The sequence below is a fragment of the Streptomyces sp. NPDC051576 genome (assembly GCF_040681835.1).
GTDB lineage: Bacteria > Actinomycetota > Actinomycetes > Streptomycetales > Streptomycetaceae > Streptomyces.
This window is the reverse complement of record NZ_JBFAZO010000003.1, coordinates 93883-105812: the sequence shown is the minus strand read 5'-3', so window position 1 is coordinate 105812 and position 11930 is coordinate 93883. Positions and strand designations below refer to the sequence as shown.

Here is an 11930-nt window from a genome sequence, read left to right as displayed (position 1 = left end):
AATTCCTGGCGAATGGTTTGCCGGGGGCGCCCCCCTACGGGCCGACTACTGCCCGGGGTTCTTCGCGGACATCGCCTTCGCCGTGTTCGACACCGCCTTGATGCCCAGGTAGGCGGTGGTCAGGCTGGCCATCGCGGTGAAGGCGGAGCTGAGGACGCCGACGATCACCGCGCGGTCGCCGTCGAGCTGCCACACGCCGACGATGGCCACCGCGGTGATCGCGAGGTTGCTGCCCACCACCGCCAGCAGTCCGTACCGCGCCCGTATCTTCTCCAGGTCCGTGTCCTGGCCCATCGCGCCCCACCCCATGGCTTTGGCTACGACGAAAGCCCCGTCCCGATGGGACAGGGCTTTCGATCCGGTGGCTGGGGCCGGGGTCGAACCGGCGACCTATCGCTTTTCAGGCGATCGCTCGTACCAACTGAGCTACCCAGCCACGAGGCTTCCGGGGAAACCTCAGCGGTCCTGACGGGATTTGAACCCGCGGCCTCCACCTTGACAGGGTGGCGAGCACTCCAAACTGCTCCACAGGACCAAGCTGTTGTGCGCTGACCGGCGAAGCCAGTGTCGCACACGGTGTTGCGTGCCCCCAACGGGATTCGAACCCGTGCTACCGCCTTGAAAGGGCGGCGTCCTAGGCCGCTAGACGATGAGGGCTATCGGCCCGCCTGGGCGCTTCTCAGCGCGTCGGGGACGTGAGAAGCATATGGGATGGCGGGAGGTATCGCCAAAACGGTTTACGGGGCCGTCGTGGAGGGGGTGGGAGAGGGGCTCGGGGACTGGGTGGCGCCGGGCTGGTTCTCCTTCGGGAGGTGGCGGCTGACCTCCGCCGTGGTCAGGCCCAGGCCGCCGAGTCTGATCTCGTCCCAGGCCTGGAGGCGGTGGCTGTCGCGGTCGACGTAGAGGATCGAGGCCTCGATCGGGTCCGGGTACTTGCCCTCCACCGCGCGCAGGCCGCTGCCGCCGGTCGAGCCCTCGATGCGGAGGCGGGTGCCGTGCGGCAGGATCTCGGTGCCCTCGTGGTGGAGGTGGCCGGCCAGGACGAGGGGGACCTCGCCGTCGGTGTACCTCGCCGCCGAGGGCTCGTGGACCATCGCGATGTCGACGGGGGTGCCCGCGGCCCGCTGGTCGCGGAGGGAGGAGGCGAGCTGGTCGCCGGCGAGTTCCTCCGCCGCGTCGCCGCCGGGGGCGACCGAGCGGTCGGGGGTGAACTGGGGGTCGCCGATGCCCGCGAAGCGCAGCCCCGCGACCGTCTCCGCGCGGCCCTCGTCCAGGACGTGCACGTTCTTCATGCGTTGCAGATAGCGCTGGGTCACGAGGGAGTCGTGGTTGCCCCTGACCCAGACGTAGGGGACACCGAGGTCTGCGATGGGGTCCAGGAAGCCGTTCTCGGCGGCCGTGCCGTGGTCCATGGTGTCGCCGGTGTCGACGATCACGTTCACCTTGTACTGCTCCACCAGCGACGCGATGATCTTCCAGCTCGCGGGGTTGAGGTGGATGTCCGAGACGTGCAGCACGCGGATGGTCGTGGGGTCCGGCTGGTAGGCGGGGAGGGTGGACGTGACGTCGTAGAGCTTGGTCACGTTCGTCACCAGGCGGGCCAACTCCTGCTGGTAGACGTCGAATTCGGTGACGATGTTGCGGGCGTTGCCGACCAGGGACGGGGCCGAGGAGAGCAGGCCGGAGAACTTCGGTTCCAGGATGGACTTGGGGTTCCAGGTCGCGTAGGCCGTGGCTCCGGACGCCGCCAGGAGGGCGAGGGCCAGGCCGCCGGCCGCGAGGGCGCGGCGGGGGCGGCGGTAGACCGCCAGGCCCAGGGTGGTGGCGCCGAGGACCACGGCAGCGCAGGAGCGTACGGCCAGGTCGAGGGTGCCGTGTTCGACGTCGTGGGCGACCTCGTCCTGGAGGCCCGAGATGCGTTCGGGGTGGTCGACGAGGGACTGGGAGCGTTCCGGGTCGAGCTGGTCGACGTTGACGTCGAGGCGGACGGGGGCGTGGTGGCTGTCCAGGGACAGGGCGCCGAGCGGTGACACGTTGATCTTGGTGCCGCCGACCAGGGACGGGCGCAGGGTCATGGTCGTGTTCATGGGGCCGACCTGGGCCCGTACGTTGCCGACGATCAGCAGGCCGAGCCAGGCCCCGACGATGACGACCAGGACGAGGCCGAGGGCGCGGGGCCAGGGGTGCGGCTGGGGGACGAGTTCGAGGGCTGGGCGGGGACGGCGGGCGCGGTAGGTGCGGGTCAGGGTGCGCTGGGCTCGGCGGAGGCGGTTCAGGGCTGCGGGGACGCTGGCCATTGGTCCCGTATGCCCAGGGTTGGGGACAGGTATGCGGGGCGGTCAGCCCCAGCCGAGTTCGTGCAGGCGTTCGTCGTCGATGCCGAAGTGGTGGGCGACTTCGTGTACGACGGTGACGGCGACCTCCTGTACGACGTCCTCCGGGGTCGCGCAGTAGCGCAGGGTCGGGCCCATGTAGATGGAGATCCGGTCGGGGAGGACTCCGGCGTACCACTCGCCGCGCTCGGTGAGGGGGGTGCCTTCGTAGAGGCCGAGGAGCTCGGGGTCGGAGGGTTCGGGTTCGTCCTCGACGAACACGGCCACGTTGTCCATGACCCGCGTCAGCTCCGGCGGGATCCGGTCCAGGGCCTCGCTGACCAGCTCTTCGAACGTCTCGCGTGTCATTTCCAGCACATGCCTATTGTCCGGGACGAACGCGGGTTCGGGGCGAAAGACCGGGGATCAGTGCGGCGACGCGTTCCATCTGCTCGCGCTGGGCGCGCAGGTTCAGGGCGGCCGGGCGGATGACGAGGTGGCGGGCGCCCGCGGTGACGTACTGGGTCAGGCGGGCGGCCACCTGCTCCGCGGTGCCCGCGACGACGGCCTGGATCTTCTCCAGTTCGGGGAGGGGCAGGCCGTAGGTGGCGCGGGCGTAGTCGTCGAGTGCGGCTCGGGCGGAGGGCGGGTCGTCGTCTGTTCGTACGGTGACGAAGAGCGCCGGGGTGATCGCCTCGGGGGTGCGGCCGGCCTCGGTCGCCGCCGCGTGGATGTCGTGGAGGCCTGCCGTGTAGTCGGCGGGGTCGGGCGGGTAGGGGAGCCAGCCGTCGTAGTGGCGGCCGGTGCGGGCCAGGGCCGCCGGGGTGGCGCCGCCGAGCCAGATGGGTGGGCCGGTGGGGCGGGTGGGGCGTAGGGCGGGCGGGAGGCCGGGGAAGTGGTGGAACTCGCCGTGGAAGGAGTCGGCGCCCCGCCACAGCGCCCGCCAGAGGTCGACCGTCTCGTCCAGGCGGGCGAAGCGGCGGGCCCAGGGGACTTCGGAGAGGTCGTAGAAGGGGCGTCCGAAGCGGCCGGGGAAGCCGGCGCCGACCGCGAGGGTGAGGCGGCCGCCGGAGAGGAGGTCGATCGACGCGAGGGACTGGGCGGCCTGGACCGGGCGGCGCAGGAAGGGGAGCAGGGCGCCGGTGCCGAGGATGGCCCGCTCTGTCGTCGGGGCGAGGGCGGCGAGCATGGTCAGGGCTTCGATGCGGGGGCTGATCAGGGAGTCGTTGACGAAGAGGGAGGCGAAGCCGAGGTGTTCGGCCGTGCGGCCGAGGGCGATCAGGTCGCGGGGGTCGTCGGTCGGGCCCCATTGGGCGGTTCCGGTCGGGAGCAGTACGCCGATGGCGAGGGTGTCCATGACGGTGATGGTCGTGAGAGCTGGGTATGGCTTCAATTCCCTGGGGGGAATGGCCGGTTGGGGTCGGCCGTCGTAGAACTGGGGTGTGGAGTTCTCCCGGGTGTTGCGTGAACGGCGTGCGAGTCGGCGGCTGAGTCAGCTGGAGGTGGCGCTGCGGGCCGGTACCACGCAGCGGCATGTCAGCTTTGTCGAGTCGGGGCGGTCGGTGCCGGGGCGGGGCATGGTCGTACGGCTGGCGGAGGCGCTCGAACTGCCGTTGCGGGAGCGGAACGAGCTGTTGCTGGCGGCCGGGTTCGCGCCGGTGTTCCCGGAGAGTTCGCTGGACGATCCGGCGCTGGCTCCGGTGCGGGCGGCGATCGGGCACATCCTGCGCGGGCATCTGCCGTATCCGGCGCTGGTCGTGGACCGGGGTGGTCAACTGGTCGCCGCCAACAGCGCGTTCGGGGTGATCACCGAGGGGGCGGCGGCCGAACTGCAAGGGCCGGGGGCGAACATGTACCGGCTGGCGCTGCACCCGGACGGGGTCGCCCCACGCATCCTCAACCTGGCCGAGTGGGCACGGCACATCCTGAACCGGCTGGGCGCGTTCCCGGAGCTGCGGGACGAGTTGGCCGGGTATGTGCCCGAACTGGATGCGGCGGAGGGGCAGTTGGGGTTCGCGGTGCCCTTGCGGCTGCGGTCGTCGTACGGGGAGCTGCGGCTGATGACGACCGTGACGACCTTCGCGACCGCCGTGGACGTGACCCTCGCGGAACTGAAACTGGAGGCGTTCCTGCCGGCGGACGCGGCGACGGCTCAGGCGCTGACGACGGCCGCCGCGTCGATGGAGGATCAGGCTCCGGGGAACATGTAGTCGGTCCGGATACGGCCGTCGGCGTCGAGGACGAGTATCTCCAGCCCACCCCCCACCACTTCACCGCTGCCGACCGCGACCGTGTCCCAGCGGAACTGGACGAGACCGTCCAGGAGGACGGCGTCGGTGCCCGGCCGGAAGGTGAACTCGCCCTTCTCGACGAACTGTTCGTAGCTGCGGGTGACGCGGGTCTCGATGGCGTCGTACCCCTGGGCCCGCAGGGTCGGGTGGTCGAAGCCGAGGCCTGCGGCGATCTCGCGGATCTCGGCGGGCGGTTGGAGGATGTGGGTGCCGTCCTCGGCCCAGAGGCTCTCGATCGCGGTGCGGCGGCGGGTGGCGTCCGGTTCGGTCCACTGGGCGATGTAACGGGCGGCCAGGTCCTGGGGGTTGGTCGCGGTCATCCGTGGCTCCTTGGGCTGTTCCGGTCGGTTCGCGGCCGATAGTGCGGCGGGCGGGGTGAACGGGACAATTCCCGGCCGGGAATGGGCGACGGCGTAAGCGTTGTGTGTGTGGGGGGCGATTCCCGGCCGCCGAGGGGTCGGTACTGGGCGATGCGGGCCATGGCGCGTGTCTTCCGGTGGGCGGCGGGAGTTGAGAGGGGGACTCCTTTTTCCGCCCCCGGAGGTGGCCCCGTGCGCCCCATGTACGTACCCGTCCGTCTGGCCGCCGCGGTCGTCGCCGTCACCGCTGCCGCCGGCTGCATGAGCGTGGGTGACGACGCGGGCGGCACCGCCAAGCCCTCGCACTCCGCCGGGCAGCGGGGCGGTGTGGCGCCGGACGGGGGTTCGGGGGCGCCGGGCGGCGGGCTCGGATTCGGTGGTCCGGCGGGAGACGGGAAGCACGGCCACGGCAAGCCGAAAGCGGGGGAGTCCGCCTCGGGTTCGGCCTCGCCGTCCGCCCCGGGCGCGGCGAGCCCGTCCGCGTCCAAGGCCCCGAGACCCGGCACGAGCGCCAAGCCCGGGGCACCGACCACCCCCGCCCCCCAACCGACCCCGACACGGGCGAGCCCGACACCTGATCCGACCCCGACCGCCCAGCCCCCGACCTCCGAACCACCGGTCGCGGAACCCTCGTCCTCGGCCCACCAGGACCCCGCACCGCAGTTGGCGGACCGGGAGCCGGCGCCGGCGGCGGGGTCGCCGGTTTGAGCCGTGGTGCGCTTCATGTGGCGTGGCCGGTGGGTCGCGGGGGCGCCCGCCGTGCCCGCGCCGCGGCCGACGTCGACGCCAGATCGGGCATCGAGCCGACCACCGCCGAGAACGCTCGGCCTCGGCCCACCAGGACCCCGTGCCTCGGTTGGCGGACCGGGAGCCGGCGGGGCCGCCGGTTTGAGGCGTGCCGTGGTCCATGCGCCGTGGCTTGTGGGTCGCGGGGGTGCCCACTGCGCGCGCGCCGCGGCAGACCTCGACGCCTGGTCCGACACCGAGCGGACTGGCGCCGAACGCTCGTCCTCGGTCCGCCGACCTCGCGCCCCAGTTGGCGGAACGGGAGCCGGCGCCGGCGGCCGGAACGCCGGTTTGAGGCGTGCAGCGCTCCGTGTGCCGTCCGTGTGACGGGGGGCGACCACGGCCGCGTCGGAGCCGACCCTCGACGGCCGAGCCGGCCGTCGCCGAACCCGCGTCCTAGGCCGGGGCGTCGGTCTGAGGCGTGCCGCGCTCCGTGTGACGGGGGCGCCCGCCGTGCCCGCGCCGCAGCCGACCCCGACGCCCGACGTGACCCCGAGCCCGCAGCCACCGACCCGACGCCCCCCCGTGGCCCATGTGACCTATGTCAATGAGGGCCGGTTTGCCCTCAGGGGTGGTGGGTGCGTATGGTGGTAGATCGTTTGATCCCATTGCCCGGCGCCACTGCAGAGCGCGCCGTGTGGCGCGTACTCTCCCTTGCCGTGGCGGACCGCATTGAGGCGGTCGATAGCGAATCACGGAGTTGACGGGCGCGTGCCGACGGAGACTCCGGAAGGTTTCGCATTCGCATGTCCATTTCCAGTACTGATCACGTCGTCATGCCCGAGAACGAGGGCAACGAGACGGCCGTAGACGCTGCCGCAGAGGCGCCCGAGGTGACCTTCGCGGAGCTCGGTCTCCCCGAGGGCGTCGTGCGCAAGCTCGCGCAGAACGGCGTGACCACCCCCTTCCCGATCCAGGCGGCGACCATCCCGGACGCCCTGGCCGGCAAGGACATCCTCGGCCGTGGCCGCACCGGCTCCGGCAAGACCCTCTCCTTCGGTCTGCCGCTGCTGGCGACGCTGTCCGGCGGCCGCACCGAGAAGAAGAAGCCCCGCGGCATCATCCTCACCCCGACCCGCGAGCTGGCGATGCAGGTCGCCGACGCGCTCCAGCCCTACGGCGACGTCCTCGGCCTGAAGATGAAGGTCGTCTGCGGCGGTACGTCCATGGGCAACCAGATCTACGCCCTTGAGCGCGGCGTGGACGTGCTGGTCGCCACCCCGGGTCGCCTGCGCGACATCATCAACCGTGGCGCCTGCTCCCTGGAGGACGTGCGCATCGCCGTCCTCGACGAGGCCGACCAGATGTCCGACCTGGGCTTCCTGCCCGAGGTCACCGAGCTGCTCGACCAGATCCCGGCCGGCGGCCAGCGCATGCTGTTCTCGGCGACCATGGAGAACGAGATCTCCACGCTGGTCAAGCGCTACCTGACCGACGAGGTCACGCACGAGGTCGACAGCGCGCAGGGCAACGTCACCACGATGTCCCACCACATCCTCATCGTGAAGCCCAAGGACAAGGCGCCGGTCACCGCCGCGATCGCCTCCCGCAAGGGCCGCACGATCATCTTCGTCCGCACCCAGCTGGGCGCCGACCGCATCGCCGAGCAGCTGCGCGACTCCGGTGTGAAGGCCGACGCGCTGCACGGCGGCATGACGCAGGGCGCCCGTACGCGGACGCTGGCCGACTTCAAGGAGGGTTACGTCAACGCGCTGGTCGCGACCGACGTGGCCGCCCGCGGTATCCACGTCGACGGCATCGACCTGGTCCTGAACGTGGACCCGGCCGGCGACCACAAGGACTACCTGCACCGCGCGGGCCGTACCGCTCGCGCCGGCCGCACGGGAACCGTCGTCTCGCTCTCCCTCCCGCACCAGCGCCGCCAGATCTTCCGGCTGATGGAGGACGCGGGCGTCGACGCCGGCCGTCACATCATCAACTCCGGTACGGCCTTCGAGCCCGAGGTCGCCGAGATCACCGGCGCCCGTTCGATGACCGAGGTCCAGGCCCAGTCGGCGGGCGACGCCGCGCAGCAGGCCGAGCGTGAGGTCACCCAGCTCACCAAGGAGCTGGAGCGGGCCACCCGCCGCGCCGCCGAGCTGCGCGAGGAGTCCGACCGACTGGTCGCCCGCGCCGCCCGTGAGCGGGGCGAGGACCCGGAGGTGGCGCTCGCCGAGGCCGCCGCCGTGGCCGAGGCCGCGGTGGCCGAGCAGCCGGCCGTCGCCGCCGAGGCGCCGGTCCGCGAGGAGAACTCCTCCTACGACCGTCCGCGTCAGCAGCGTGACGAGCGCGGTAACTACGAGCGCCGTGACCGTCGTGACGACCGCCGTGACGGTGACCGTGGTGGCTTCCGCCGCGACGACCGTCGTGACGACCGTCCGTCCGGTGGTTTCCGCCGCGACGACCGCCGTGACGGTGACCGCGGTGGCCGTTCCTTCGACCGTCGTGACGACCGCCCCTCCGGTGGCTTCCGCCGCGACAACGACCGTCCCTCGGGTGGTTTCCGTCGCGACGACCGCCCGTCCGGCGGCTTCAACAACGACCGTGGCGGCCGTTCCTTCGAGCGCCGTGACAACGACCGTCCCTCGGGCGGCTTCCGCCGTGACGACCGTGGCGGCAACGACCGCCGTGACGGCGACCGCGGTGGCCGTTCGTTCGACCGTCGTGACGACCGTCCGTCCGGTGGCTTCCGCCGCGACGACCGCCGGGACAACGACCGTCCCGCGGGTGGCGGCTTCCGTCGCGACGACCGTCCCGCGACCGGCCACCGGGGCAGCGACCGCCCGTTCAACCGTGACCGCCAGGGCGACCGCCCGGGCTTCCGTACCGGCGGCCACGACCGCCCGTACGGCCACCGCGGCACGACCGGCACGGGCACCGGCACCGGTTCCTTCGGCCGCCGCGACGACAAGCCGCGCTGGAAGCGCAACGGCTGACGTCAAGTGACGTAGCGCAGTAGCGAGATGGCCCCTGCCCGGGATCGGGCGGGGGCCATTTTTGTGCGTTCTTGGCTGTGTGTTGACTGTATGATCAGCCGACTTCTGTGGGGTTCAGGTCTGTTTCCGGGGGGAAACCGTGGTTCGTCGTGCCTTCGTGGGCATCGCCGTCTCGTCCGTACTCGCCGCCGGGCTGAGCCCGCTGCTGGTGACACCCGCGTCCGCCGTCGGGGCGGCGCAGGAGACCGTCGTACCGGCCGCGTTGCGCGGTACGAACCTGTCGGCCACGCTGCTCGCGACCGCGAGCCACGGCGGCCACGACGGTGCCGGGGCGCAGGGTGTCTTCAACCGGGTGGAGGGCGACTCCGCGCTGCTGTGGACGCGTTACTCGGACGGGAAGTCGACGCCCGTGCCGGTGCGGGCCGGGGTGGCCGCGCGGGCCACCGGCACCGATGTCCTCGCGTACCAGTACACCGACCGCCGGGTCGAGTTCTGGGACGCGACCGACGGCACCACCCGTACGCTCCAGGTCCCGGCGGACCTCGGCGTCCTCACCTCCTTCGACAACCTGACCATCGGCTACCGCACCACCACCGCCGAGGACGGCACCAGTACCCGGATCCTGCGGCTGCTCACCCCGGGCCCCGACGGAACCACCCGGGACGTGGCCGTCGCGGGCGGTCCCGCGGGCCTGACGCTCGGGCTGCCGGCCGGTGCGGACGCCACGGACGTGTTCTTCCGTTCCTCGCTGGGCGGACAGCAGGTGCTGGTCGCCGTGGACCGGGAGACCGGACAGGTGCGCGGCGTGAGCGGCGCGCTGCCCCTCGGGTACACCGGTGTGGCGGTCACCCGGAACCATGTCGTCGTCTTCGCCTACGACAAGGCCAAGGTGCTGGCCTTCTCGCGCGCCGACCTGTCGGCGGCCCCGGCCGAGATCGTGCTGAAGGGTGTCACCGACGGGGTGAACGCCACGCACGACCTGGCCGTCGTAGGGGACTGGCTGGTCAACGGTGTCGGCACGGTGACGGCCCAGCCGATCGCGGGCGGCGACTCCGTGACCCTCATGCCGTCCTCGTCCTTCGGGATCGCGGTCGGCCCGGACGGCACCGCCGTGAAGATCGGCCGCACCACGAGCGACGACTGGGGCATCCAGCGCATCCAGCCCGGCCCCGACGGAACCCCGGTCGTCACCCGGCTCAGAGCATTGCCCAAGCCCACGGTCCCGATCCAGGGACTGGCCCTGGAGCAGGGGCGGCTGCTCGTCGCCGACGAGAGCCGCAGCGGCTACCGCGACGACTACGTACGGACGGTGGCCGCGACCGGCACGCCCACGTTCGGCGAGCGTTCCTCCTACGACGGCACCACCCCCACCCTCGGCACCTGCCCGGTGACCGAGGTCGGCTGCTCGCAACTGCACGGCACGGCCGACAACCGTGCCGCCTGGCTGGTGAAGGGCACGGGCGCGAGCGACTCGCTCATCGTCAACGGCCCCGCCGCGTACGGCTATTGGAGCCGCGCGGTGCCCACCGGCGGCCGGATCACCGACATCTCGGGCCGGTACCTGATCCACACCGCCCCGACCGCGCAGACCGTCTACCGGATCGGCGACGACGGCAACCCGGCGCTCACCCGCACCCCCGGCGCCGCCGCCCTCTCCGGCGACACCCTGTGGACCCCGGGAACCACCCCCGGCACCCTCACGGCGTACGACCTCACCACCCGGAAGACCACCGAGACCCTCACCACCGACGCCGGCTGCGCGCCCACCGAACTGCGGGCCAACGGCCGTTGGCTGTACTGGAGTTGTGCCGACGGCACGGCGGGCGTGTACGACCGTACGGCGAAGAGGTCCGTACGGGTCCCGGCCGGTGAGGCGGAGCTGGGCGACGGCTTCGTCGTCACGCACGACAGGTCGGCCGGGCAACTGGTCCTCACGACCGTCGCGGACGGCACCCCCGTGAGCCGGGTGATCGGCGCGCTGCCCGATACCGGGGTCTCACAGCGCGAGGTGCGCTGGACGGTCGACGAGTCGACCGCCAACGTGGCCTACGTCGACGACCAGGAGCGCGTCCACCTGGTACCGGCCGGCGTACCCCAGCAGCCACTGCGCCTCCTCGCCCCGGCCGCCTCGGCGTCCACCCTCCTCGCGCCGGAGTTCGACGAGACACCGCCCACCCTGACCACCCTGCTGCTGTCGAAGCCGGCCGCGACCTGGCGGCTGACCGTGCGCAGCCGCGCCACCGGCAAGGTCGTGGACACCCGGGACGGCGGCGAGACGCGCGGACAGCTCGCGGTGGCCTGGTCCGGCACGGACAGCAAGGGCACGTTCCTGACGGACGGCCCCTACGACTGGACGGTGTCCGTCACCCCGGCCGACGGCGTCGGCGCCCCGGTCACGGTGAGCGGCACGGTCACGCTCCTCGGCGCCGCACCGGCCCGCCACGACCACATCGGCAACGACTCCTTCGGCGACCTGCTCACCCTCAACTCCTCGGGCACGCTGGGCTTCCGGCAGAGTTCGGGCAAGGGCACGTTCTCGGTGAACCTCGGCACCAGCACCGGCTGGACGACGGTCAACAAGGCGGTCCCCTTCGGTGATTTGAGCGGCGACCGCTGCAACGACGTTTTGGTCCGGCTGGCGAGCGGCGCCCTGCGCGCGTACAAGCCGGGCTGTGGTGGGGGGTTGAAGCCGTCGACGCCGTACACGTCACTGGGGACGAGCGGCTGGAACCAGTACGACGTGCTGACCGCCCCCGGCGACATCAGCGGCGACGGCCGCCCGGACCTGATCGCGCGGAGTGCGTCGACCGGCACGGTCTACCTCTACAAGGGCACGAGCACGGGCACGTTGTCGGCGCGGGTGAAGCTGTACGCCGACTGGAAGACGTACAAGAAGGTCGTCGGTGTCGGTGACCTCAACGGCGACGGCGTCGGCGACCTGCTGGCGCAGGACAAGTCGAACAACCTGTACCGCTACTACGGCACCGGCAAGGGCACGTTCGGGGCGCGCGTGAAGCTGTTCACGGCGTGGGGCGGGTCGTACGACACGGTCGTCGGGGTCGGGGACGTCACCGGGGACGGGAAGGCGGACCTGGTCGAGCGGGACTCGGCAGGCAACCTGTTCCGCAACAGCGGTGACGGGAAGGGGTCGTTCGGGGCGCGGGTGAAGGTGTCGGGCGGGTGGCAGGGCTACAAGGGCGTTTTCTAGCCACACCGAGTCCTTATCGAGTCCTTAGGTGACGCATG

General features: G+C 71.8%; 9 protein-coding genes and 3 tRNA genes. 4 read left to right on the top strand and 8 right to left on the bottom strand.

The window, feature by feature from the left end:
* Positions 1–45: 45 nt before the first annotated feature.
* From AB0M63_RS10205 to AB0M63_RS10175, 7 genes are all read right to left on the bottom strand, one after another.
* Complete coding sequence (locus tag AB0M63_RS10205) at positions 46–294, bottom strand: hypothetical protein (protein ID WP_355910802.1); 249 nt, start codon at positions 292–294, stop codon at positions 46–48.
* A 68-nt stretch (positions 295–362) separates the two neighbouring features.
* Positions 363–436 (bottom strand) — tRNA-Phe (locus AB0M63_RS10200).
* A gap of 24 nt (positions 437–460) precedes the next feature.
* Positions 461–535 (bottom strand) — tRNA-Asp (locus AB0M63_RS10195).
* 49 nt (positions 536–584) lie between these two features.
* A tRNA-Glu gene (locus AB0M63_RS10190) sits at positions 585–657 on the bottom strand.
* Between the two features lie 80 nt (positions 658–737).
* Entirely contained in the window at positions 738–2297 is a 1560-nt protein-coding gene (locus AB0M63_RS10185) for a metallophosphoesterase (protein WP_366019070.1), read from the bottom strand.
* Positions 2298–2339: 42 nt separating this feature from the next.
* Complete coding sequence (locus AB0M63_RS10180; protein WP_355910808.1) at positions 2340–2690, bottom strand: metallopeptidase family protein; 351 nt, start codon at positions 2688–2690, stop codon at positions 2340–2342.
* 4 nt (positions 2691–2694) lie between these two features.
* Positions 2695–3669 (bottom strand): LLM class flavin-dependent oxidoreductase, encoded by a 975-nt coding sequence (locus AB0M63_RS10175; RefSeq protein WP_366019069.1) that lies wholly within the window; start codon positions 3667–3669, stop codon positions 2695–2697.
* Positions 3670–3754: 85 nt separating this feature from the next.
* Between AB0M63_RS10175 and AB0M63_RS10170 the strand changes: the two genes are divergently transcribed.
* Positions 3755–4522, top strand: coding sequence for a helix-turn-helix domain-containing protein (locus AB0M63_RS10170; RefSeq protein ID WP_355910814.1), 768 nt, complete (start codon positions 3755–3757; stop codon positions 4520–4522).
* Here AB0M63_RS10170 and AB0M63_RS10165 read toward each other — a convergent pair.
* Positions 4501–4923 carry a hypothetical protein gene (locus AB0M63_RS10165; protein ID WP_366019068.1) on the bottom strand — a complete coding sequence of 141 codons (423 nt, stop codon included), beginning with the start codon at positions 4921–4923 and terminating at the stop codon, positions 4501–4503. The two genes, AB0M63_RS10170 and AB0M63_RS10165, sit on opposite strands and share 22 nt — an antisense overlap.
* 240 nt (positions 4924–5163) lie before the next feature.
* On the opposite strand from AB0M63_RS10165, the gene AB0M63_RS10160 reads away from it, so the two are divergent.
* The 3 genes from AB0M63_RS10160 to AB0M63_RS10150 all read left to right on the top strand — a co-directional run bounded on the left by AB0M63_RS10160 (position 5164) and on the right by AB0M63_RS10150 (position 11892).
* Positions 5164–5670 carry a hypothetical protein gene (locus AB0M63_RS10160; RefSeq protein ID WP_366019067.1) on the top strand — a complete coding sequence of 169 codons (507 nt, stop codon included), beginning with the start codon at positions 5164–5166 and terminating at the stop codon, positions 5668–5670.
* A gap of 824 nt (positions 5671–6494) precedes the next feature.
* Positions 6495–8684: a DEAD/DEAH box helicase gene (locus tag AB0M63_RS10155; protein ID WP_366019066.1), complete on the top strand. Its 2190-nt coding sequence runs from the start codon at positions 6495–6497 to the stop codon at positions 8682–8684.
* 139 nt (positions 8685–8823) lie between these two features.
* The gene (locus AB0M63_RS10150) at positions 8824–11892 is read left to right on the top strand and encodes an FG-GAP-like repeat-containing protein (protein ID WP_366019065.1); all 3069 of its coding nucleotides are present in this window, start codon (positions 8824–8826) and stop codon (positions 11890–11892) included.
* Positions 11893–11930 lie beyond the last annotated feature (38 nt).

Coding starts and splice junctions, on each gene's coding strand:
- AB0M63_RS10205 (WP_355910802.1), bottom strand. CDS start 294: ATGGGCCAGGACACGGACCTGGAGAAGATACGGGCGCGGTACGGACTG.
- AB0M63_RS10185 (WP_366019070.1), bottom strand. CDS start 2,297: ATGGCCAGCGTCCCCGCAGCCCTGAACCGCCTCCGCCGAGCCCAGCGC.
- AB0M63_RS10175 (WP_366019069.1), bottom strand. CDS start 3,669: ATGGACACCCTCGCCATCGGCGTACTGCTCCCGACCGGAACCGCCCAA.
- AB0M63_RS10165 (WP_366019068.1), bottom strand. CDS start 4,923: ATGACCGCGACCAACCCCCAGGACCTGGCCGCCCGTTACATCGCCCAG.
- AB0M63_RS10160 (WP_366019067.1), top strand. CDS start 5,164: ATGTACGTACCCGTCCGTCTGGCCGCCGCGGTCGTCGCCGTCACCGCT.
- AB0M63_RS10155 (WP_366019066.1), top strand. CDS start 6,495: ATGTCCATTTCCAGTACTGATCACGTCGTCATGCCCGAGAACGAGGGC.